Source organism: Streptomyces sp. AC555_RSS877 (assembly GCF_019049245.1).
Taxonomy (GTDB): domain Bacteria; phylum Actinomycetota; class Actinomycetes; order Streptomycetales; family Streptomycetaceae; genus Streptomyces.
This window is the reverse complement of sequence record NZ_JAGMUK010000013.1, coordinates 38,899-60,542: the sequence shown is the minus strand read 5'-3', so window position 1 is coordinate 60,542 and position 21,644 is coordinate 38,899. Positions and strand designations below refer to the sequence as shown.

Sequence of the window (21,644 nt, the reverse complement as noted above, 5' to 3'; positions counted from 1 at the left end):
CGTCGGCCTGAGCCTCTACCGGGTTGCCCGCGAACTGCAGTTACTCCTCGCGGTCTGGACCGGCGCCTGCCCCACCTGTCACCGCGACATGCCAGACCTCATACCGACCTGACCAAGCCCTACTAGTACTGCAACGGTGCTTGGGGACTGCTGCATGATCGGGTGACAGCGGGGTTTATGCAGCCAGAGCTGCGGGTGGGGTCATGATGGTCTCGTACTCGACGGGGGTCAATCGGCCTAGACGTCGTTGCCGCCGGCGCCGGTGGTAGGTCCGCTCGATCCAGGTGACGATCGCGATCCGCAACTCCTGGCGGGTGGCCCAGACGCGGCGGTCGAGGACGTTCTTCTGCAGCAGTGCGAAGAAGCTCTCCATTGCGGCGTTGTCGCCGGCGGCCCCGACCCGGCCCATTGAGCCGACCAGGCCGTGCCGGGTGAGGACGGCGGCGACCTTGCGGGACCGGAATTGCGATCCGCGGTCGGAGTGCACGATGCATCCCGCAGCGGGGCCGCGGCGGGCAACGGCGGACTCCAGCGCGGCCACCGCGAGGCGGGACTTCATCCGGGCGTCGATGGAATAGCCCACGATGCGGCCGGAGTACACATCCTTGACGGCGCACAGATACAGCTTGCCCTCGCCGGTCGCGTGCTCGGTGATGTCCGTGAGCCACAACCGGTTCGGCCCGTCCGCGGTGAAGTTCCGCCGCACCAGGTCATCGTGGACCGGTGGCCCGGCTTTGGCATTCTTCCCGCGGCCCCGGCGTTTGCCGAAGGCACTCCACCAGCCGTTGTCCCGGCAGATCCGCCAGGCGGTCCGCTCGGCCATCGCCTCACCGGCAGCGCGGGCCTCGTCGAGAAGGAAGCGGTGCCCGAACTCGGGATCGTCGCGGTGCGCGTCGAACAGGGCGTTGGCCCGGTATGCCTGGGTAAGTTCGGCGTCGGTGGCAGGCCGGGCCAGCCACCGGTAGTACGGCTGGCGGGCCAGCCCGAGCACCCGGCACGTCACCGCCACCGGCACCCGGTAAGGGGCATCGGCGGCGGCCAGCTCACGGACGAGCGGGTACATCATTTTGCCGGCAGGTTCGCCTGCGACAGATACGCCGCAGCCCTCCTGAGCACCTCGTTCTCCTGCTCCAGCATCCGGATCCGCTTGCGGGCCTCGCGCAGCTCGGCGGACTCACCCGACGTCGTTGCGGGCCTGGCGCCCTCATCGGTCTCGGCGCGGCGCAGCCACTTCGACAACGTGATCGGGTGGACCCCGAAGTCGGCGGCGATCTGTTCCAGCGTGACGCCGGGCTCGCGGTTGCGCGCGACCCGCACGACGTCCTCGCGGAACTCCTTCGGATACGGTTTGGGCACTGCAACATCCTTCCAGGCCGCTTCTCAGCAAGCCTGGTCAGGTGTCACTCAACCCTGCAGCAGTCCCGCTCGGCGTGTGGGGCTGGGTGGGACGGTGTCCCTCTGAACTGCGTGTACGCGGGTGCGCGCAGGTTGATCGAGCGTCGCGCAGTTCCAGTGAGCTGCTACTTGATGGGACAGGTCAGGAGGCGTCGGGGTTGGTGAGGTCGGCGTGGGTGAGGGTGACACGGGTGGCTTTGCCGGCTTTGCTGGCGGTGGTGGTGGGTGGCAGGACGCGTACGTGGATGAAGTAGACGCGGACGCCGGAGAGTTCGGTGTATGGGGGCCAGGCTCCGGGGGTGCCGTCGGTCGGCAGCTCGAGGAGCTTGTCGCTGATGTTGTAGATGACGAGGTAGGCGGTGTGTTGCCCGTAATCGTGGGCGTACTTGACGACCTGGTGCAGCCCTTTGACGAGGTAGCCCTTGCCACGCCCCTTGCCGTCGAAGATCTTGCCGTCGCAGACGAGGGGGTCGCGGCTGTCGAGGTCGCCGATGAGGTCGGCTTCGCCGGAGGCTGAGCGGGGCTCGGCGTGGGTGACGTGGTCGCCTTCGAGGAAGAGGAAGCGCTGCAGGTCGAGGTTGTAGACCTCCTCGCCGTTGGCGCGGTCGGCTTCGAAGCGGGTGTACAGCTCTTCGCGGTCGAACCATTCGATGCGGGTGCGGTAGCGCTCGAGGTGTGAAGGATGCTGCTTTCGGCGCCGACGCGTTCGCTGAGGAAGTCGAACAGGGGCTGCAGGATGTCCTCGGCGAACTCCCGCCAGCTGTCCTGGATGCTGCTCTTGGGGCTGTAGTCACTCGCGACGCGCCAGCCGGCATCTGGGTCCTCTGCTTCCGCCTTGGCGATGTCCTGCATCAGCTCCCAGACGAGCGAGGCCCGCCCTTCCTCGGTCCGGCTTGGCCAGAAGAACCGCCCGCTACGGGACAAGCCGGTTTGGAACTTCTCCCGGTCCAGGTCCGGCTCCTTCCGGGCTGCCTCTTCGAGGATTCCTCTGAGGGCTGGCTGATTCTTGATCCAGGTGACGGCGAGGTGGACTTCGTGGCCGGCGCTGGAGAAGGGCGCGGTCATGAGTTTGCGCAGGCGTTCGCGTACGGCGACCTGGAGGCGCTGCTGGTACTTCACCGGAAGAGGCCTTTCAGAGCTTGGGCGATCTGTTGCTGGACGACGTCGCCCGCGTTCTGCGCGCTGCCGGTCTCGTCGATCAGCCAGATCTGGGCGTAGCAGCAGGGACAGATCACGGCTGTCTGGGCTACGACCTCCGAGTAGCGGACCCACATCAGGTAGCGGCAGCTGGGGCAGGCCGTCTCGAGGTCCGCGCTGAGGAACTGCGTCGCGAGGGATTCGCCCATGAAGGCATTGTTCCGCACGGGTCTGACAGTGCCGCTGTTGTCGGTTCTGTCCGGGTGGATCGACGATGGAGAGTGGTGCCTGGCTAGGCAGGGCTTCGGCGTAGTCGGCGGGCGCCCGTTTTATGATCATGCGAGGCCGAGGAGTGCGAGGGGGCGGCGGGCGTCGCGTGCGTTGCGGCGGAGGCCGGCGGCGATGTTCTTGCCGCCGCCCAGCCGAAGGGCGCCGACGGCGAGGTTGCGCCAGGTCGCCATCGCGCGGGGTGCGTTGCCGGTCCGCAACTGGGAGGCGTCCTCGGCGAATGTGGTGTCGCGGACATGATGGAGGGCCTCGATCTTCCAGTGGTCGCGGATCAGTCTCGCGAGTTGGACGGGGGTGGCCTGCTCGGCGGCCAGGCTGGTGACGGAGTAGACGGTCGTGATGGCCGTCCTGCCGGTCTTGCGGTCGGTGCGACGGCGCTTGATCTGGACGGCCTGGCGGGCTCCGGGGAAGAGCAAGTTGTTCACGGTGGCGACCTTGATCCGGCGGATCTCCGCGCGGCCGTGGCCGGTGTCCCGGGTGCGGCCCTGAAGCGGGATGTCCTTCCAGGGAAGGGACTTCAGCTGCTTGCTCAGCTTCTGCTGGTTGCCCTTGACGATCGCGATGTAATGGGCCTCTCGGCCCAGGAGGTAGGCGGCGTGCTCGCGTTGCGTATGGAGCGCGTCGCTGGTGACCACGGTTGCGGCCAGGTCGGCGACGGTGTCGAGCAGCGGCTGGAAGCGGGTGCCCTCACCGGTCTTCTCACCGACGTCGAGCTGGGCCAGGACCAGCCCGGTGGTGTGCTCCACCGCGGCGAGTAGGTGGATCCTCCGCCCCCGGGCCTTCGCCGCGCCGCGCAGGGACTTGCCGTCCACGGACAGTCCGCGCAGCTCGGTGCTCTCGGGCCGGCGGTCGGCAAGCCATCCGCCCACCGCCCGGTCCAGGGCATCACCGTCGATGCGGGCGAGCAGTCGGCGGATCGTCGCCTCCGAGGGCACCAGCCTCTGGGGCAGTACTGGATCGGGGCGCACGCCGAGTCGCTCCAGCACGTGCGGCGGCGCATCCGCGATCCACTCGCCGACCGCCAGCAGCGACGTGGCACCGGTCAGCACCGCGCACGCGGTCAGCGTGAGCACGACGGCCAGGTCATGGCGCACGCCGCGCGGATCGCGCGGATCCGGCACCTGAGCCAGCCGCTCCAGCAGGCCGGGCACCTCACCAGGCCCGACGTCGGACTGATCGCGGAGCCGGCCAAGGGCAGGCGGAATCAGAGATGATGCGTCGGCAGGCACGGTCTTCCAGGCAGGTCACGGGGCGCAGAGCACTCCATGATCACGGGAACCCTCCCTGTATCGTCCCCCGGGTCACAGCAACGCCGCAGCCTCGCCGGCCACCCAGGTCTGCCAGACATGACGGGTGTTCGGCAGGTCAGGGCGGTCCAGGAGCCAGAGCACGTACCCGGCGTGGCACCGGGCCCACGGACTGTCCGAATCGGCTGCCCGATCGAGCCTGCCCCGTAGGTCAGCGCTGTCGACAGCCCGGGCAACCCGCACGTATTCGCGATCCTTGCAGCGATACGCCCGGTGGACGACGATCTCGACCAGGTCGGTGAGCTTCGCCTTGATCGCCTCGTCCTGGCGAGCACGGGCCACCTCCCGGATCAGGCTCTGCTTCGTACCCCACGCCTTCGCATGCAGCGTCCACTCCAGCGGGTACCTCGCCTCCCACTCCAGGAAGAGCAACACATAGGGCAGCCCCGGCCACGTCGCCAGATCCCCGTTCACAGGACCACCCCACACCCCATCAGGCAGCGAACGCCTCTGGGCTTGCTGATGCCTCCGGCGCGCCTGCAGAAAGGCCGGCTCTCGGTACTGCTCGTCCGCTCCCAAAGGCCGCGTCAGCAGCCACATCCCGTTGGCCCGGGCGAGCGCGTCCGTGACCTGCCTCTGGGCCTCCGCCAGATGGACGAGCGCTGCACCTCTCGCAGCCGGATCCTCCGCTATAAGCCCGAACGCCCAACCCAGTCGCTCAGCCCATGCGCAAGCGTCGTCCGCATCTGTACCTGCCTCTTCAGCCACGCACGGATCATCTCCCAGCGCGGTCGGCTCGCTCCACCAGACAGTGCGGGCGACACCGCAAGGGCTCCGAGGCGCAACGGACGTGAGCAGGAACCGCCCGCTCGCCCTCTCCTCATCTCAAGTGATCGCGAAAGGGACGCTCGCCGACTACGCCGAAGCCCTACCTCTACCCCCGGGCCGGGCAGCCGGGACCGGGGGACAGTTCCATCGGCGGGCCATTGCTGTGGCCGGCCGACGAGCCCTGGCCGATGTGCGCCGAACCGGACCACTACAAGCCGCTCGACCCGCCCCTCGGGCCGGAGCCGGTCGCGATGGTCCCGGTAGTCCAGCTGTACGCACGGGATGTGCCCGGCCTTGTCTTCCCCGCCAGTACCGATCTGTTGCAAATCCTGTGGTGCCCACTCGTTCATGAGGACGGCCGGTACGCGGCCAACCCCCGGCTCCATTGGCGCAACGCGGCGCTGACGGCCGCCGGTGCCATGGCCGGGGAGCCGCCTTGCCCGCATACCGCGGACGAGGACTACCTGCCTCGCCCGTGCACCGTGTCCCCCACGCCGGCCGTGGAGTACCCCAACTGGGACCTGCCGGAGGGACTCAGCGAGTTGCTCGACCAGCGGTTCGAGGACCTGAAGAAGGAAAAGGGCTACGACTACTTCGAAGTTGCCACCACGCAACAGAGCAAGGTCGGGGGCTACCCGGGGTGGACTCAGCCGCCCGACTGGCCCGACTGCGCAGGTTGCGGCACCCGCATGGAACACCTGCTCAGCGTCACCGCGACGGAGCCGGGCATGGGCCGGTGGCTTCCTCTGAATGACTGGGCCTCCGGCCAGGATGAGACCGCGACTCCGTGCTGGATGGCCGAGGCCGATCCCGCCGCTCTCGACGCGTTCGGGCACGACATGGCCCTGGGCGACCTCGGCGGCATGTACTTCTTCGTATGTCGCGGCTGCCCCGACACCCCGTACACCCACCGCTACGACTGCTGAGGCCCGTACGGTCGAATCGCGCGCCCGCGATGCAGCTGGCCACCGGGCGGCCTCTCCCTTGGAGGAGCCGACCCGAGCACCTGGTGAGGAGATTCAGATATCGCCATCAGCGAAGAAGCCCGCAAGGGAGGACGCGAGCTCTTCTGGAGCCTCTTCGGCCACGTGGTGCCCGGAGTCGATGCCGTGGCCCCGTACGTCCGGTGCCCACTGCCGCCAGATCTTCACCGGGTCTCCGTACAGGTCCTCGAGGTCGTCCCGGAGTGACCACAGGATCAGTGCCGGGCACCGGATCTGTACCCCGGCGGCGCGGTCGTCCTCCTCGTGCCGCCGGTCGACGGTGAGGCCGGCCCGGTAGTCCTCCAGCATCGCCCGCACCACGTCGGGGTTCCTCATGGCCGCGCGCCACTCGTCGTGGTTCTCCCGTCCCATGCTCTGCGGATCGCCGCGGTACCAGCGGTCCGGATCGGCGTTGATGACCCGCTCAGGTATGTCCGGTTGGGCGAAGAAGAACCAGTGCCACCACTGCGTGGCGAACTCGGTCGTGATGCGGGACAGGTGCTCCGTGAGGGGTAGACAGTCGATCAGCGCCACCCGCGAGACTGCGTCGGGATGATCGAGCGCGAGACGCAGCGCGACACTGCCTCCGCGGTCGTGCCCGGCGAGCGCGAACCGGGCATGGCCGAGGGAGCGCATCACCTCGATCATGTCACCGGCGACGGCCCGCTTGGAGTACCCGGCGTGGTCTGCGGTAGGCGCCGGGCCGGTGGACCGGCCGTACCCCCGCAGATCGGGACAGACTACAGTGAAACCGCGCCGGACGAGGAGCGGGGCGACGCGATGCCAGGTCGCGGAAGTCCGGGGGTGGCCGTGCAGCAGCACCACCGGCGGCCCTTCCCCGCCGTGGCGAACGAAAATCGATGCCTCATCGACCTGAACCCGCCTGGTCTCAAAGCCCTCGAACAAGGCCCGAACCTCCCGCCCGCGTTGATATACCGCCCACGGCACCTACCGGCACAGGGCAACCCCTGACTTGCTCACGAGAACCACCGGACCAGCAGACTGCGCAAGCTGGCCCCCTCGCCGACGAGTGCTAAACCGACACAGCATTCCTCTTGCCCCCGCGGGCGCCTTGGACACAACCGCCTGATTCGCCAACAGTGTCTTGCAGCTGCCGGGGGCGAGGTGTCCTGCATTCTACGAGCGAGGCGAGTTCACAACGTCATCGTTCCTGGGTCCCCTGGCCGTCGTCCTCAGCACTCGGGCTGAGCGCGTCCGTAGCGGCTGCCCAGTCTTCGGGGTGCGAGACAGGCAACAGCCGAAACTGCTGGGGGTGCGTGCTGTCATACGGCGTGGCAGACGTCTTCATTCGACTGTGATCCTTGATCAGCAGCATCTCGATCACACGTGCAGCGGTCTGCAGGTCCTCCGCCGTCGTTCCGGCCGCAATGGCTGTGGGAGACAGGACAGCGCCGTTTGCGTCGCGGTCGACGTAGAACCCTCGCTGCTTCGCCAAATTGGCCTCCCTGGCCGCGGCCTCGGCTTCCGCCTGCCGCTTCTTGTGGGCCTGTTCCCAAGCCTCGTAGCCGGTCCCCGAGGCCGGCAGAGCGCTGTAGTCACCCCAGAACTCTGCGAGTTCGTCGCCGAAGACGATGGCCTCGAGGTACTTCTTGGTGTGGTTCCGCCCGTGCTGGGTCAGAGAGCCCACGACCCGGGGCGCCTCACCTCCGCGGCTCCATTCAGCTTGGAAGGTGTCATAGATCCAGAGCGCCTTTCCGAGCTCCTCTTGTGCCAAAACGGTGAGGGAGCGAGCCCGCCCGTAGGACTCTGCAGACAGCAGCGTGTGGGCATCGGCGATCAGTGAAGAGGCGTTGTCCATCAGCACTTTCCAGAACTCGCGCGCCTGCCCCGGGCTCATCTCGACCATGACTTCAGTGTGCCCTGCCCTCTTCTGCGTGATGGGCGGCTGCCGTAATGATCAGGAATCTCCGAGATCAGACCCCGCGCTCGGCACCGGCGTCGCCTGGATCGCTCGTTGGGTTGAACACACAGCACACGAAGAACCCGCACAGTGCAGTGATCGTTGGTGCGGTTCGACGCACCCTGCCAGGGAGCGCGTGAACAGTAGGGACGGCATGGCGGGCAAGTTCGCCTTCTTGAAGGAAGAATTCCTGATCGACGGGAAGTGGGGTGGCATCGACCTCGACGCGTCGATGCGGCACCTGCAAGCCGGCATCGGGTCCGGGGGGAGCACCATCTCGGAGGCGGCCTTCGCTGCCCTGGGGGCCACCAGCGTGATCCTCACGCCTGTGATCGCGGAGCAGTGCGACGCCATCCGGGTCGAATTCGAGACGGAAGAGGGCCTCTGGACGGCCACCTTAGAGCTCGCCGCCCAGCAGGTCGCCTTCCTTAACAAGTCCACCGGCGAAGTCGAAGAGCTGCCCGTACGCCCTGAAGCCGGCGAACGGGCAGCAGGCTGCTTCTCGCTGGCGCGCATGGGCATCCCCGCCATGGAGACCCCGCGTGGGAATGTCACGATCGACACGGTGCTGGTCCTCGTGTATCTGCAGCAGCACCACGCGGGACGGGACACCTTCGGCTCAGTCAGCGTCGCGGACATGAACCTCACCCTGGAGGTCTGTTTCGGCGTTCTCAGCGAGGAGACTGCACGTCTCAAGGCTCAGGCACGGGCCGCCCGTAGCCGGGCGACCAGAGACGCGACGGCAGTGCGCAAGGCAGTCGAGCAACGCCAGAAGTACGGGCTGCCCACCTCGTTCGACCTCGACATGGAGCAAGAGCGATACGCCAAGGCCGTCGACGAGCATGCTGCCGAGCTGCTGCGCCTCGCACAGGAGATCGAACAACATCAGGGTGTGCTAACGGGAAGGGACGCTGAAGCGGCACGCGGGCTGCAAGCCGTATCGAGCGCTGCCACGGCAGCAGACCGGGCCCACCAGGCGCTCGCCTCGATGTATGAGCGCCGGGGACTGGCCCGCCAGCGCCTTGCAGCCGCGGAGGAAGCTGCGCGGCCCCGCACGCACTGCCCGGAGTGCGCGCAATCTTTGGAGGCCCGATCAGGTGAAGGCCCTCTGTGCCCGGTGTGCCGCCAACCCGACCCGGGCCTACCCGCACGCCAAGCGCAGCGTGCCCAGGAACTGGCCCGGGCCGGGGAGGCCGCATTGGCGGCGGACGCAGAGCTGCGCGATGCCCAGCGCATCGCGCACAAGGCGGTCGACGCCCGGCGCAAGACCGAGCAGGACGCGCAGCGGATGGCCGGCCGGGCCGCCGCGTACAGGGCAGAGGAAATCGCCCCTCGCGAGGCCGCACGCGCCCGAGCCCGTGCGGCCGAGAGCGATGCGCGGGCGAGGCTGGAAGCAGTCAAGGCCCGGCGTCAGGAACTTGCTCAGATCGCCGAACTGGAGAAGAACGCGGCAGCGTCGTCCCTAAGGGCTGACGACGCGGAGAAGGCGTGGACCGCCGCCGAAGGGGACGCGCAGGAGCATCGGCAGCAGACCGCGAAGCAGCTGTCGCAGATCTTCGCGGATATCGCCATCCCCATGGCTCCCGACAAGATCCGCAATGCGGTGATCGATCCCAAGACCTTGGCGCCCAAGATCAACAATCGGTCCCTGAAGCAACTGGCCCGATCGGCCGGACTGGTGAGCATCGCCCACACCGCCTACCACCTCATGGCCCTCGAAGCTGCTCGCAGCATGCCGCTTGTCCTGCTGCCCCGCTGCCAGTGGCTCGATGCGCCCCTCGACGGACTGGGCGGCGGCCCCGAAGGCGAACGCCTCGCCAACGCCGTCCTTACCGTTTGCGCGGAGATCGCCGGTGCCGATGCCCAGCTCATCCTCACCACTCCCCAGGCGCTCCCCGCCCGCCCGCAGGGCCTGCGCACCACCAAGCACGACAGCACCAAGCCGCTGATCCCGCATGCCCGCCCTGAGAGCGACGAACGGTGACCGACCTCGGCAGCAGCCCACCCGCCGTACCCACGCAAGCCCAGGTACAGGCCCACATGCACCATCCACCTATCGTCGAATGCCTCGGCGTCGACGACATGATCCTCACCTATAGCAGCGAACACTGGATCGACCCCCTGGGCGAAGACGGCGTGCAGTATTGGGACGTCGGCATGCACGTCAAAGAGGACGCCGGGCCAGGCACCAGCTTCGGGTCAGCCCGGTTCTGCGTGGCCGATGAATACCGGGTCGCCAACATCGTGCACAGCTTTGACACCCTCAGCTCCGACCTTTACCGGATCGGCAAGACCCTCTACGACGAGAAGACGGGCGACCTGCGCGACGACCTCCACGAGCTCCTCGCCTTGCCCGGCAAGGCGACCATCGTGGATAAGGTCACCATCGACCGGCGCCTGCGCGGACATGGCCTCGGCGTCTACCTGACAGGGATGGCCCTGGACTACCTCAACCACGGAGCCGGCGTCATCGCGCTCTTTCCCGGCCCACTGGAACGCGACGACAACACCAACCACCAACAAGCCTGCGCCAGCCTGGGGCGCGCATGGTCACGCATCGGCTTCACGCCGTACAACGACGGCACCTGGATCCTCGACCCCGGCATGACCACCCTCGACAATGCCCTCCGCCGCGAACGCGAGCGACTTCAACATCATCGCTGGAACATGACTTTCTGCTACGAAGAACGCGGCCTCAGCACGATCAGCGCCATCACCATGGCCAAGTCCATTCCGCATCCCCTCCCCAACCGCCTGTCCTGACGTCAAATGCGAGTCTCGGGCGTTGATAGCCGGTGATACCTGTGAGGCCCCGCCATGCGCTGCTGCGCCGGTGCGGGGCCTCACACGCGTATCCGCGGGGGGTGTTCATACACGCGCTGCCGTGTCCAACGCGGCGAACCGCTGTACGGTCACGGGCTGCCGGGGTCGTCCTGCTCCCCGTCGGCCATCTTCTGCTTGAACACAGCTCAGCAGCCTTCCTGAGCGCTTTGCCAGCAGCCTCTTCGTCGTACCCGGCACGCCGCTCCGCTACGCGCCGACGGATGACGTCCGGCATCTGGCGGGAGGCGGCGGCCGGGATGAAGAACAGCCCGATCATGCCGAGCCCGGTCACGGCGGCGCTCAGCAGGCCCACCGACACCGACGGGTCGTCGACCGAGGCCACCCCGCAAAACACCGAGCTGACCGCTACGAACACCAGCGACGCGACGATCCACCCCTCCCGCAGCGACGAACGGGTGCCGGCCACCACGCTCAGCCACCACGTCCAGCCCGCCATCACGCAAAACAGCACGGCCGCCGGCGGCAGCAGCACGGGCGGCGCCCACCGCGCGACGTCACCGCGGGGCAGCTCCTGCCCCGTCAGGTAGCCGACCTGGACCAGCCACACCAGGTACACCGGCACCTCGACGGCGATCACCACCCACATCAGGACGCGCAGACCCCGTAACGCGCCGCGCTCGCTCATCCGTTGGTCCTCCCCCTCGATCATCAAGTCCAGGGGAACGTACTGACCCTGCCCCAGCACCGCCAGGGCGCCTCACCCGAAGGAGTGGAGGTCAGTCACAGTGCTGGAAGTGAGCGGAATCGGACGGTGGCGTTCTCGTTGCAGTCAGCGAACACCCGGTGTGCCCACCTATTTCAATGGGCCCTAGGATCGGTGGCCATGGCGGGACGACCCACGACGGATGCGCTGCAGCGAGCACAAGGCAAGCGGCTGGCTATGCACCTGCGCCGACTCAGGTCGCAGCGAGACTGGAGCCGCGCACATTTGGCGGATCTCGCGGGAATCTCTCCGCGGACGCTCGAGCGTATCGAGGCTGAGACCACGTCCAATCCGGGACTGTTCACCGTGGCGGCCTTGGCCGACGCCTTCGGCGTGTCGGTCGACGAACTGGTGCGGGAAGCGCGGGGCGCCGAAGGCGCCGGGATCGTGTCGGCGGGGTACGAAGGGCGAAACATTGAGCAGTTCGTTGAGCAGCTGCTGGCCCGCAACGTGAGGACAGTGGCCGATGTGCGGCTCACGCCCCTCAGCCGCAAGCCGGGCTTCAGCAAGACCAAGCTGACCGGCACGCTGGCGGAGGCCGGCATCGACTACCGACATCTGCGGGCGCTGGGCAACCCCAAGGAGAACCGCCCGCCGTTCTGGGAGGGACGGGCCACGGAGGGTCGAGCCGTCTTCCGGAGACTGCTCGACAAGGACCCCGCACCGCAGGCTCTGGATGAGCTCTTCGCCCTGGCGGCGAAGGAGACGGTGGCCGTGCTGTGCTTCGAGCAGGACGAGGACCGCTGCCATCGCAAGGTCATCTGTGACATGGCCCGGGCCGATCACGGCCTGCAAGTGGCCGCCCTGGGCTAGAAGAGCTGGAAGCGGTCCATCACCCCGTGCGGCGGGTAGAACGCTCCCAGCAGCATGAACTGGTGGGGTCGTTTGTGCAGGTTGCCGACGAAGAAGTGCAGGTCCCGCTGCGGCCCGGCGATCTCGGTGAACCACCGCTGCCGAATTTTGTCCTCCAGCACCCCCGGTGCATACAGGCGACGCCACTTCAAGTACGCCGCCCCCGCCTCCCAGTCCAGCAGCCCGATATCGTGTCCTCTGCAGCGTTCGTCATCACAGCGGAAGCTGTAGACGAACCGGTAAGGCAATGCCTCCAACGCCTTGCGCTCCTGGTCGAAGATGTTCATCTGCGAGGCCATCATGTCCTGCCAGGCGGATCGGTCATCGGCCTTGACCAGCCGAAAGCTCTTGATCTCAGCGGGCCGGAACACCCCTAAGGATGTGCCGTTCGCCTCCTGCTCCCGCTTGATCTGGCACAGCGAGGCCGCGACGAGCGGACGTACCCACTCGGCCCGCCGTTCCCAGGACCTGTCGCTGGATACGTGGCCGACGACCTCCAGCGAATCCAGCACCGGTCGCCGGCTCTCAGGCCGGTCATCCCGGGAGTGACCGGTGACGTCGATCTCGATGATGTCGTACTTCTTGAACTGCTTGGATTGCTCCATGTCCCGGAACGGGACCGGGAACAGCCGCACATGCTCCGGCCGCTCGGTGTCCATCCGGACCCCGGCGACGCAGACCGTCTCGTTGTACTGCCGCGACAGAGTCGGGTACGCCTTCACCGTCACCATGACCCGGATGCGTTCGGCCTCCATAGCTCCCCCTCTATGTGCCCGACACCAGGATCAGTCCCAGCAAGGCAACAGCGAAAGAGCGCCCACCTGCTGTCTACAGGCCGACCAGCCGTCTCATGGGCCGCATATCCGGCCGGCCGTGCCGGAGCCGTCAGACGCCAAATGGGTCCACGAACCATGGTTTTCGGGGACCCTTCACAGGCCTATGCGCAGGTCAGCGGGCGAGGGTGACCTTGATGGGCGCGTTGGGGCAGGTGTCGAGGATGTCGGAGATCGCTGTCTGTTCGGCGGGGTCGACGGCGAGGCTCCACCTGGTCTTGATTGCGACCCAGTCGGTCGCGTAGGAGCAGCGGTAGCCGGTGGCCGGGGGCTGCCAGGCGGTGGGGTCCTGGTCGGCCTTGGAGCGGTTGCTGGCCGCGGACACTGCGATCAGCGCGCGGGCGTCGTAGAGGTCGTTGGCGTACGCCTGGCGTTCGACGCTGGTCCAGGCAGAGGCGCCGGAGTCCCATGCTTCGGCAAGCGGGACCAGGTGGTCGATGTCGAGAGCGCGGGCCTGGGCGAAGTAAGTGTCGTCGTACGGCGAATACCAGGAACCGCCGGTCAGTGCGCAGTTCGCGCCCTGTTCGGGGGCGGTGATGGCCTCCTCGATCAGGACCTCCAAGCGTGTGCTGCAGCCGTCGCGGTCGGCGTCGATCCAGTGGCGGAACTTGGTGCGCTCGTAGCCGGTGCGGTCCTCGGCTTGGACGGCGAGTGCGGTGAGGGCGTCGCGGACGGGCAGAGCGATCGTGTCGCCGGGCGCGGCGTGCGCGGCACCCGGGGTGAGCAGAACGGCGAGCGTGGAAACGACGGCGACCGCGGCGCCAACGGCGTGGGGGAGACGCACAGGCAGGGTTCCTCTCGAAGAGAACCAACAGATCCGCGATCTTCGTACCGGGCACGGTCTCCTCCCGTGCGGGATTTGGCCGTTGGCTCACCCGCCTGGCGGTAAGTCACCCGTCGCCAGGGGCCTTTCGGCGAGGCTCGCAGGCACCGGGGGTCAGCAGCGACGCCCCCCTCGATCGGGTGACGGCAGATCGGTTCTGTGCGCACACGGCCGTCTGTGACGGCTTGCGCTTCACGGGATGTCCACGCAGTACCGAGCGCAGTGTGAGCTGTGCCACGAGTCCGACGGTGCTTGAAATGCGAACTTCCGCGCCCGAGCTGTCGTCGCAGCTCAAGGCCCGTTCTCGAACCCATGAGCTAACATCGTAATCACGTTCCGTTTATGGAGAAGATCGCAGAGTCACGATTTCCGAGGGTCGTATGAGTTTCAGGACCCGAAAAACGCCAGGGTGGAGCGTGAGAGCCCGATCCAACGGGGCGCTCACGCGGGTGAGTTGGCCCGCGTCCGATCCCGCCGGCCTCAACGAAGAGGACCGGTGTTCACCGCCTGGAGGACTGCATGGGCAACGGCGACGTCACCACTGACGCATCGCCTCAGGACGGCGGCCACGGCCAGCCCGTCCAGGCCCCGCCCGATCTGCCCCTCGACTTCGAGGGCTTCTACCTGGGGCACCAGGAGTTCTTCCACGACTTCGCGGAGATCCACCTCGGCAGCCGTCGCACCGCCGAACACGTGGTCCACCAGGTGTTCCTGGAGATCCTCGGAGGCTGGAACGAGCTGCTGCAGCAGGGCGACCTCGAACAGCAGACGCTCGCTGTACTGCACCGCGGCGTCACCCGCCGCCTCGAAGAGGACGGACGCCCGCCGGCGTTCCTCATCAACGGCCCGATAGCGCAGAACCTCGAGGCGGTCCGCAGCCAGCTGGAGCTCAACAGCAGTGCCGGCGGCCTGTACGAGGCGATCCTGGAGCTGCCCACCCGCCAGTTCACCGTAATCGTCCTGCGCCACCTGCTCGGCTACCCCACCAAGCGGATCGCCCGCTACATGGGCCTGGACACCCGCACCGTCGACTACCACGGCCGCAAGGGCAAGGAACGCCTGCGCATCCGCCTTGACCTGCCGGCGGCTCCCGCCAAGAACAAAAAGGGGACAGGACAGTGACCGCCATCGACGAACTTCTGGCCGACGCCCGCATCCCCACCGCACCGCGTGACGGCTTCGATGTCGGCGCTGCTCTGCGCCGCCTCGCCGCCGACGCGGCCGCCGTCGCGGCCAAGCCGCACCCGGACACCGTCCGCGCCACCCAGGCAGGACAGCGGCTGTCCGTGGTGTGCCGCTGGATCCTCAACAAGCCCGACGCCGCCGACCACGTGGACCGCCTCGCCCAGGAACCCGACGCGGTGACCGTGGACCAGTTGGACGTCGACGGAGCCCTCGTCTTCGCGTGCCTGCTCCACCTGACCGACCACCGAGAGAGCGCCCAGTTCTGGTGGCAGCTCGCCGCCGGGGCCGGCCACCGCGCCGCCGCGTACTGCCTGCACCTGCACCACCTCGCCCTGGGCGAGTCCCGCGAGGCGCGGCACTGGCTGCACGTGGTCACCGACGACGTCCTCGACTCCGAGGCCCCCGACGGCACCTTCCTCGACACGCTGGAGGCCGTCGCGATGTACGTACGCAGGACCGGCACCAGCCTCGCCAACGCCCCCACCGGGGGACTCGAGATGGAGGTGGACCGCCTGGCCACCGCGAAGGACGACTCCTGCATCATCGTCCAGCGCCCCGACCAGCGCCTCGCCGACCTACTGCATGACTTCACCCGCCGCTGAGCATTCGTACGGTTCCAGCCGAACCATGACGCCAAGTCGACATTCGATTCAGGCGGCCGTCGATAGACTTCCTGAACGCGCAAAAGGAGCCCCTACGTCCCAACAGGTTTCCTAGGCCTCTGAGTTGGGAGGGCTCCTTGCGCGGTGTTCCAGCACGCCTGTAACGAGAGGAACTCCGTATGGACGAGAGTAACGCGAAAGACCAGCCCAAGCACCCGTTCCGCTGGGTCAGGCGACGCACCGGCATCGTGCGCCGCCTGCGGAAATGGATCAGTCAACAGGGACAGAACATCCCGCGCGAATTCCTGCAGGGTGTCGCCTACAAGCTGGGCAGCGGCGCGGTGACGCTGCTGATCCTGTGGTGGGAGACCCGCCGCTGATCTCGCTGCGGGCCCGCACTCACCTGCGGGTCCGCAGCCCGGCACCGTGGGCAGCCAGGGGTCGGCCGTCATTCCGCCGGGACGCCGCGCCGCCGGGCCCACCAGGACGGGCGCGGTGCGGTGGCCGCGCGGACGGCCTGCCCGAACGCTTCCAGTGCCGCCTCCAGTTGCGCCGTGTTCTCCACGTCCCCGCAAGCGCCCAGCAGCTGCTCGGTGGTGGCGGCGACGGCCGGATCGGGGTAGCGCATCAGCGGGGCCGCCGCGGCGGCAGCCCGGGCGAGCGGCTCCCGCACGGCGGCCACGGTCTGCTTGGTCGCCCGTCGGTCCCAGCTCAGCAGTTCCGCCGCCTGCCCGAGACCCACCAGGCCGCTCAAATTGTCTGTGCCGCCGGCGATCCGGGCCCGGGCGGCGCCCCCGGCGAAGGCGAGGACGGCCAGCAGGAACGACCGTGCCCGTTCAGCCGGGCCTTCCCACAGCAGTCGGTTGGCGGCGGCCGCGCCCTGCAGTTCCGCCACCGCCACCGTCATCGCGTCGGCCTGCACCCGCAGGGCGCCGATCTCGGCCTGCTGCTCCTGGCGGTTGCGGGAGCGGTTGGTCAGCCACGTCGCGAGGACGGCGATGAACGCCCCCGAAACGAGCGTGCTCGCCAACTCGATCAACTTGTCCATCCCCGCAGGCTGATCGTGCACCTGCCCCCGCGTGCGGCTCGTTGCGTATCTGACGCACAACCCGTACGCGGCTGTTGCCCCAGGTCATCCCGGAGAGTGAACGTCAGGTCAGCTGTCGTCGCCGATGTGGTCGAAGCCCCGCAGCACGGGGTCCAGTTCGGCCGCCGCGCCGCACAGCGCACACAGCCGGACGCCGGCCTTCTCGGCAGCGTCCAGGGCGCGCTCCAGCTCCAGCACCGGCGCGCCTTCTGGCGCCTCGTCACAGTCCCGAGCGTGCAGAACAGCCTGGCCGGGCCCGTGGCCGCCGCTCAGCTTCTGCAGGACCCACCCGGAGGGTCGGCGCGGTCCCAGGGCCTCACGTACCGGTGAGGGCTGCTCCAGGGGCTCGGTGGGCACGGCGTCGTACGAGACGCCGCCAACGGGGCGTACGTGCTCGGGTGCGCGCACCCACACGCGGTACTCGGCTGGCTCCACGCCGCCCTCCAACTGGTGGATGGGCAGTATTCGCAGCATGCGCTATTGGCACCGCGGGTCTGTCAGCGGATCAGTCGGCCTCGCAGCCGATGCCGTCACCGTCTCGGTCAAGGCGGTGCGGGTCGTCGGGGCCGACCCAGACGGGGCCTGGCAGGTCCGAGCAGTCCACATCGGGCGCACCGGCGGGAGGCCCGTCCGGGAGGTCTGGGCGTCCCGGGGTGTCCGGGGCGGAATCAGGTGAGTCCGGGGGAGACGTGGAGGTCTCCGGCTGCTCGGGGCAGGCGGTCCACAGGCCGGCTCCGGCCTGCTGGGCGGCGTTTTCGGCGTCAGAGATCCTGGTCCAGTACTTGTCGTTGGGCGGGTAGAGGACCGCCTCGGCGTGACCGCTGCGGACGAGGGACTCGTTGACGAAGGTGCCCTGCGCGTTCCACACGTACAGCAGGTACCGGTCATAGCGGTCTGTGAGTTCGACGTCCCGTTCGGCGCGGATATGGCTGCCCGGCGGCAGGAGAGTGGCGGTGCGGGCGGTGGCCTCGTCAGCGAAACAGGCACCCCGCTCCGGGGTATCGATCTCCAGAAGCCGGACCCGGGCCACGGTGTCCCTCGGCAGGACCCCGCCGTCGCCGCGCACCTCGAGGGTGTCACCGTCGATAACGCGGAGCACCACCACGCCCGGCGGAGCTGTCGAGGGTGGCTTGGGCTTCGTGGTCGGCGTCGCCGCGGGGTCGTCGGAGGGCTCGGCAGGCGGCTTCGTCGTACCTGCGGGCGAGTCGGGATGAGGGTTCTCGGACGGCTGAGTCGCGGAGGTCTCCGTCGGCGCAGTCGTGCCGGAGGTGCCCTTTTGGCCCCCATCAAGCAGCGCCCCGAGGCCGCCCAGGCCCACAAGAAGAACGAAAATCACGAGGACTGCGGTAATCCAGGGATGCTTGAGGCGCTTGGGCCCTCTGGGGCCACGCGGGCTTCGGGGACGACGTCGCCAGGGCTGGTCGCGCCAGGCGTTCGCGTCAGGCGGCGGAGAAGGGCACATGGCGCCCTCCAGAGGTGGCGAATGCTGCTTACCAGTACAGCACCGGCCCTGCCCGGCCGCCTTCCGATGGGCCTTGGGGACTCCTTGCCCAGCCCTACTCGTCAGGGAGGAAGCGCCTCCCGATGTTCGAGGTCGGAATTCCGAGCGCACTCGGAGTTAACCTGAGGCTGTGGCACGGATGGGCGGCGCTGACATCCCGGTCGGGAGGATGAGTCCCGCGGGAAGTGTCATGTGGGCTCTAATCCCTCTCTTCACGCTCGGGCTGGGAACGATTTTTGTCCTTGCGTGGGCGGCCTACCGGCTTCGATCACGCGCGCTATGCTTTTCCGCCGTCATTGCGTTGATCATGACTGTCCTCGCCTTCACCTTGATCGGCGCGTCGGATGACAAGGACAGCCCAGCGAGTGGTGTATTGATCATCCTGCTGATCGGCGGCGGTCTTACAACGACGTTCACGGTTCGGCGGCAGTTTATTAAGCCAGGCTACGGAGACCGCACCGAAGCCAAGGCTGACACTGCGTGGCCATCCCCCGGCCGGGCAGTACCACGCCGAGGCGGTGTGGACCCGGCGATCGATGAAGCCCTCGAACGTCGGCAGCGACGGGCTGAAGCACGACGGATCCTGGAACGCGATCCCGCCCTTGCACGGGAGCTGCGGATCGGCCGACCGGATCTTCCACGCAAGTTCGATGACGGAGGTCTCGTCGACGTCAATCACGTACCGGCCCCGATTCTCGCCACACTGCCCGGCTTTACGCCGGAATTGGCTGACCGGGTGGCCCGGGTTCGCGACGAGCACCGTGGTTTTACTTTCGTCGAGGAACTCGAGGTCTACGCCAACCTGCCTGAGGGGCTTGCAGACGAACTAACCGAGCGGTTGCTCTTCCTCCGGTGAAGCAGGTGCTGATTACTCCGGCGAATCTGCTACTCAGCGGATGTGTTGGACTGGACCTGGACCTCATCCAATAAGGATGAGTTCACAGGGCTGATCAGACTTTTAAACCGTCACCTCGCGTTTAACTGGTGGAGAGGCAGTATTCCGAAGGTGTGCTATTCGGGCGGGCAACAAGCGCTGGCGCGAGCCCACTGCGGCCACCGGGCGCTCGGGAACTGCCATGCGGTAGTCGACTGCCTGCGAGCGATGGCCGAGGGCCATGGGTTCGTGTTTTCCGAAGGGGCTTCGAAGCCGAACCGACGGCTGGCCCAGCCGTAACCGTATGTGGGCGGGCCCGGGTTCACCGAACCCGCCGAACTGGAAGGGTCAGCTGACTTCGTCGCTGTGAGAGGGCCGACGACTCATCCGGTCGCGCCGGCGGGGTCGGGCACCATGTCGACGCCCTCGAATCCGGTCACGATGTCGACGCCGTACTCGTCGGACACCTTGCTCCACGGCACGGCGACGCTCACAACTGGGATTTCACCAATGACGGGGACGCTAATGGGTGCGGCGCTGCTGGCGATGATGTGACCGCGGATGAAGGCGCCGCCGTTGCCCTTGACGTACAGCGGGGCGCCCGAGTCTCCCTTGCGTGACCCGCGAGGGCCCACGAGGGTGGTGAGGCCCTCCTGGCATGTCGCATGGCAGTTCTGTGCCTCACCAGTGGAGACCACAGAGTGATTGCAGGATTCGCCGCTGGTGGCACCACTGAAGCAATACATGGCGAATTCCGAGGGCAGCGCACGCGGGTCCCCGGCGCCGAACACCGGGATGGTGGTGGTGCTGTCAACGGGACCGGTGAAAATCGCCACCGGTCACAGCTCCGCTCGTAGACCTGATCTTTGAGACGGGACAGTAGTCGTCTCACCGAAGTCCGACCATTGCTCCGGCAGGTCAGAAGCCCCGGAGCGAGGCGTCGTGGTGGCCGCCGGAGACGGGCGTGTCCATCGGGTGCAGCCAGCGGAGCGGAACGGTGAGCGTGCCGACCCGGGGGAGCTCCACGGGCTCGCCCTCGGTATCGGGCAGCATGCCGGTGATCTGGTAGCCGTGACCGGGCGGCAGGCCGACGGCCTCCACCTGGTCCTCGGTGAGCTCCACCGTGACGTGGGTCGTGGAGACCATCCGCAGGCCCTGGGCGGTACGGGCCTCGGTGTCGACGTCCGTGACGGACAGTGGGAAGGTACGTCCCGCGCAGCCAGCTCAGCGCCCACCAGGAGTCGCTCATCGTCTCCGGCCGGTACCGCCGGTACGGCAGCGCGAACGGCACCTCGCAGCGGTACGTCTGCCCCACCCGGACGTCCTTGGTGCGCATGCCTCCAGCGTGCTCCCGGCCATGGTCCCGGCGCCTGAACAGCCAGCCGTGAACAGTCCGACCTGTGTCATCGACCACCAGTTTCCCCAGGTCGTCGTGACCATCTGTGTCACTGTTCATCTGTGTCATCGGGTGGGTTTCTCCCGTACCGTCCCGGAGCGCCCCGGCCCGGCGATACCGTGGTGACACACGCCAGATGACAGCCCAGGAGCCCCGGATGAGCGAGCAGCCGGCCCCCGCGCCCGTGCCCGACCGTCAGCCCCTCGATGAGCACGCCGCCGCGTCCGTCCGCGCGTACGCGGCCGACCAGCGCGCAAAGGTCGACGTCCTCGCCTCAGTGCTGGAGGACATCGCGGAGAACGGCTACCCGTCCCCGGAGACGGGCGTGCTGTGGGAGGACGCCCGCGACGCCCACCTGGAGCGCCTTGCCGGTGAGCAGCCCCGTGTCGCCTGAGCACGCACCGCGCCGGTCCCAGGTCGTCCTGGTGGAGCCCGCGCTGAGCCAGCTGGCGAAGCTCACGGCGAGCGAGACGCACCGCCTGGACCGCGCGATCGTCGCGATCAGCGTCAACCCCGAGCTGGGCACCCCGGTGCCCGACACCCTGCTGCGCGACTACGTCGACGACGTCGACGGGGTCCGCGTCATCTACTACGTCACGGCCCTTCGGCAGATCACCATCGTTGCGTACGTTGAGGCGTAGAAGCCTCCCGAGCACCCGTGCAGCGCCCCGGACCGCCAGGTGGTCCGGGGCGCTGCTGCATCCTGCTGCATGGTGCAGCGCGAGGGCGGTGGGCGGCGCTGCACGGTGGTGGACTGCGAGGCCGGCGCCCAGGCGGCACACGGGTGCTGCTTGTGCAGCAGGTCGCGTGCTGCAACACGACGGCGCCGCGCAGCGACCTGTCGTCGGTCTGCTGCACGGCGCCGCTGCAAAGGGTCAGCTGCTGCTGCCGGTGGCCCACTTCTCCATCGCGCTCGGGTCCTTCTTCACCAGCGGACAGCATTTGTTCACCGCTTCGGGCAGCAGACGGCGGTGGGTGCGAATCGAACGTTCACCAGTTTCGACAGCACCCGCACCGACCCGCCGGGTACTCAACGGCGCCTGGGACAGGCCGCTGAGCGACGACCACCTGGCTGCCCCCGTTGCGCAAGCGCCGCTGGACGCGGGCTCAGAGTCCCTTTCGCATGAGAACGCACATCGTGACGC

The 21,644-nt window shown here is 67.9% G+C and carries 26 protein-coding genes; 12 read left to right on the top strand and 14 right to left on the bottom strand.

The annotated features are described in order from the left end of the window. Positions 1-175: 175 nt before the first annotated feature. A protein-coding gene (locus KUM49_RS05635) for an IS3 family transposase (RefSeq protein ID WP_217235571.1) occupies positions 176-1,356 on the bottom strand; the annotation gives its coding sequence in 2 pieces (ribosomal slippage) (positions 176-1,069 and positions 1,072-1,356; 1,179 coding nt in all). A gap of 211 nt (positions 1,357-1,567) precedes the next feature. On the opposite strand from KUM49_RS05635, the gene KUM49_RS05630 reads away from it, so the two are divergent. Further along, the gene (locus KUM49_RS05630; RefSeq protein WP_217235570.1) at positions 1,568-1,912 is read left to right on the top strand and encodes a hypothetical protein; all 345 of its coding nucleotides are present in this window, start codon (positions 1,568-1,570) and stop codon (positions 1,910-1,912) included. A 12-nt stretch (positions 1,913-1,924) separates the two neighbouring features. After that, positions 1,925-2,074, top strand: a complete 150-nt coding sequence (locus tag KUM49_RS05625; RefSeq protein ID WP_217235569.1) for a hypothetical protein — start codon at positions 1,925-1,927, stop codon at positions 2,072-2,074. A gap of 436 nt (positions 2,075-2,510) precedes the next feature. Here the strand turns inward: KUM49_RS05625 and KUM49_RS05620 are convergent, their stop codons facing one another. The 3 genes from KUM49_RS05620 to KUM49_RS48050 all read right to left on the bottom strand — a co-directional run bounded on the left by KUM49_RS05620 (position 2,511) and on the right by KUM49_RS48050 (position 4,541). Beyond that, a complete protein-coding gene (locus KUM49_RS05620; protein ID WP_217235568.1) occupies positions 2,511-2,741 on the bottom strand; it encodes a hypothetical protein in 231 nt (76 codons plus the stop codon). A gap of 126 nt (positions 2,742-2,867) precedes the next feature. Continuing rightward, complete coding sequence (locus tag KUM49_RS05615) at positions 2,868-3,971, bottom strand: ISAs1 family transposase (protein WP_374200131.1); 1,104 nt, start codon at positions 3,969-3,971, stop codon at positions 2,868-2,870. 150 nt (positions 3,972-4,121) lie between these two features. Beyond that, the gene (locus KUM49_RS48050; RefSeq protein ID WP_254400777.1) at positions 4,122-4,541 is read right to left on the bottom strand and encodes a hypothetical protein; all 420 of its coding nucleotides are present in this window, start codon (positions 4,539-4,541) and stop codon (positions 4,122-4,124) included. A gap of 542 nt (positions 4,542-5,083) precedes the next feature. On the opposite strand from KUM49_RS48050, the gene KUM49_RS05605 reads away from it, so the two are divergent. Further along, entirely contained in the window at positions 5,084-5,821 is a 738-nt protein-coding gene (locus tag KUM49_RS05605; RefSeq protein ID WP_217235565.1) for a hypothetical protein, read from the top strand. A gap of 93 nt (positions 5,822-5,914) precedes the next feature. Here KUM49_RS05605 and KUM49_RS05600 read toward each other — a convergent pair whose 3' ends face one another. Together KUM49_RS05600 and KUM49_RS05595 are read right to left on the bottom strand one after the other, a co-directional pair. Next, positions 5,915-6,784, bottom strand: coding sequence for an alpha/beta fold hydrolase (locus tag KUM49_RS05600; protein ID WP_217235564.1), 870 nt, complete (start codon positions 6,782-6,784; stop codon positions 5,915-5,917). 256 nt (positions 6,785-7,040) lie between these two features. Continuing rightward, positions 7,041-7,745: an AbiV family abortive infection protein gene (locus tag KUM49_RS05595; RefSeq protein WP_217235563.1), complete on the bottom strand. Its 705-nt coding sequence runs from the start codon at positions 7,743-7,745 to the stop codon at positions 7,041-7,043. 208 nt (positions 7,746-7,953) lie between these two features. Here KUM49_RS05595 and KUM49_RS05590 point away from each other — a divergent pair, with 208 nt between their 5' ends. Together KUM49_RS05590 and KUM49_RS05585 are read left to right on the top strand one after the other, a co-directional pair. Next, complete coding sequence (locus KUM49_RS05590) at positions 7,954-9,783, top strand: hypothetical protein (protein ID WP_217235562.1); 1,830 nt, start codon at positions 7,954-7,956, stop codon at positions 9,781-9,783. Further along, positions 9,780-10,562 (top strand): hypothetical protein, encoded by a 783-nt coding sequence (locus KUM49_RS05585; RefSeq protein WP_217235561.1) that lies wholly within the window; start codon positions 9,780-9,782, stop codon positions 10,560-10,562. Before KUM49_RS05590 ends, KUM49_RS05585 begins: the two co-directional genes overlap by 4 nt. Here the strand turns inward: KUM49_RS05585 and KUM49_RS05580 are convergent. Next, positions 10,513-11,268 carry a hypothetical protein gene (locus KUM49_RS05580; RefSeq protein WP_217235560.1) on the bottom strand — a complete coding sequence of 252 codons (756 nt, stop codon included), beginning with the start codon at positions 11,266-11,268 and terminating at the stop codon, positions 10,513-10,515. The two genes, KUM49_RS05585 and KUM49_RS05580, sit on opposite strands and share 50 nt — an antisense overlap. A 198-nt stretch (positions 11,269-11,466) precedes the next feature. On the opposite strand from KUM49_RS05580, the gene KUM49_RS05575 reads away from it, so the two are divergent. After that, the gene (locus KUM49_RS05575; RefSeq protein WP_217235559.1) at positions 11,467-12,159 is read left to right on the top strand and encodes a DUF488 family protein; all 693 of its coding nucleotides are present in this window, start codon (positions 11,467-11,469) and stop codon (positions 12,157-12,159) included. Here KUM49_RS05575 and KUM49_RS05570 read toward each other — a convergent pair. Then, the gene (locus KUM49_RS05570) at positions 12,156-12,953 is read right to left on the bottom strand and encodes a hypothetical protein (protein WP_254400776.1); all 798 of its coding nucleotides are present in this window, start codon (positions 12,951-12,953) and stop codon (positions 12,156-12,158) included. The genes KUM49_RS05575 and KUM49_RS05570 overlap by 4 nt on opposite strands. Before the next feature lie 193 nt (positions 12,954-13,146). Beyond that, positions 13,147-13,815 (bottom strand): HNH endonuclease family protein, encoded by a 669-nt coding sequence (locus tag KUM49_RS05565; RefSeq protein ID WP_217235558.1) that lies wholly within the window; start codon positions 13,813-13,815, stop codon positions 13,147-13,149. Positions 13,816-14,373: 558 nt separating this feature from the next. On the opposite strand from KUM49_RS05565, the gene KUM49_RS05560 reads away from it, so the two are divergent. From KUM49_RS05560 to KUM49_RS05550, 3 genes are all read left to right on the top strand, one after another. Next, positions 14,374-14,976 (top strand): sigma-70 family RNA polymerase sigma factor, encoded by a 603-nt coding sequence (locus KUM49_RS05560; protein WP_217235557.1) that lies wholly within the window; start codon positions 14,374-14,376, stop codon positions 14,974-14,976. Then, positions 14,973-15,641, top strand: a complete 669-nt coding sequence (locus tag KUM49_RS05555; RefSeq protein ID WP_145872444.1) for a hypothetical protein — start codon at positions 14,973-14,975, stop codon at positions 15,639-15,641. The genes KUM49_RS05560 and KUM49_RS05555 overlap by 4 nt, the downstream gene beginning before the upstream one ends. Positions 15,642-15,820: 179 nt before the next feature. Beyond that, entirely contained in the window at positions 15,821-16,021 is a 201-nt protein-coding gene (locus KUM49_RS05550) for a hypothetical protein (RefSeq protein WP_145872443.1), read from the top strand. Positions 16,022-16,089: 68 nt separating this feature from the next. On the opposite strand, the gene KUM49_RS05545 is transcribed toward KUM49_RS05550, so the two are convergent. The 3 genes from KUM49_RS05545 to KUM49_RS05535 form a co-directional block, all read right to left on the bottom strand. Beyond that, positions 16,090-16,689, bottom strand: a complete 600-nt coding sequence (locus KUM49_RS05545) for a hypothetical protein (RefSeq protein WP_217235556.1) — start codon at positions 16,687-16,689, stop codon at positions 16,090-16,092. A 108-nt stretch (positions 16,690-16,797) separates the two neighbouring features. Next, the gene (locus tag KUM49_RS05540) at positions 16,798-17,202 is read right to left on the bottom strand and encodes a DUF6233 domain-containing protein (RefSeq protein WP_254400775.1); all 405 of its coding nucleotides are present in this window, start codon (positions 17,200-17,202) and stop codon (positions 16,798-16,800) included. Between the two features lie 31 nt (positions 17,203-17,233). Further along, complete coding sequence (locus tag KUM49_RS05535) at positions 17,234-18,064, bottom strand: thermonuclease family protein (protein WP_308406553.1); 831 nt, start codon at positions 18,062-18,064, stop codon at positions 17,234-17,236. Between the two features lie 304 nt (positions 18,065-18,368). On the opposite strand from KUM49_RS05535, the gene KUM49_RS05530 reads away from it, so the two are divergent. Continuing rightward, positions 18,369-19,085 (top strand): helix-hairpin-helix domain-containing protein, encoded by a 717-nt coding sequence (locus tag KUM49_RS05530; RefSeq protein ID WP_254400783.1) that lies wholly within the window; start codon positions 18,369-18,371, stop codon positions 19,083-19,085. A gap of 401 nt (positions 19,086-19,486) precedes the next feature. On the opposite strand, the gene KUM49_RS05525 is transcribed toward KUM49_RS05530, so the two are convergent. Both KUM49_RS05525 and KUM49_RS05520 read right to left on the bottom strand, forming a co-directional pair. Further along, complete coding sequence (locus KUM49_RS05525; RefSeq protein WP_217235554.1) at positions 19,487-19,939, bottom strand: hypothetical protein; 453 nt, start codon at positions 19,937-19,939, stop codon at positions 19,487-19,489. An 82-nt stretch (positions 19,940-20,021) separates the two neighbouring features. Continuing rightward, positions 20,022-20,249: a hypothetical protein gene (locus KUM49_RS05520; RefSeq protein WP_217235553.1), complete on the bottom strand. Its 228-nt coding sequence runs from the start codon at positions 20,247-20,249 to the stop codon at positions 20,022-20,024. 407 nt (positions 20,250-20,656) lie between these two features. Here KUM49_RS05520 and KUM49_RS05515 point away from each other — a divergent pair, with 407 nt between their 5' ends. Both KUM49_RS05515 and KUM49_RS05510 read left to right on the top strand, forming a co-directional pair. Further along, positions 20,657-20,893 (top strand): hypothetical protein, encoded by a 237-nt coding sequence (locus tag KUM49_RS05515; protein ID WP_217235552.1) that lies wholly within the window; start codon positions 20,657-20,659, stop codon positions 20,891-20,893. Beyond that, positions 20,883-21,140 (top strand): hypothetical protein, encoded by a 258-nt coding sequence (locus tag KUM49_RS05510; protein WP_217235551.1) that lies wholly within the window; start codon positions 20,883-20,885, stop codon positions 21,138-21,140. Before KUM49_RS05515 ends, KUM49_RS05510 begins: the two co-directional genes overlap by 11 nt. Positions 21,141-21,644: the final 504 nt, after the last annotated feature.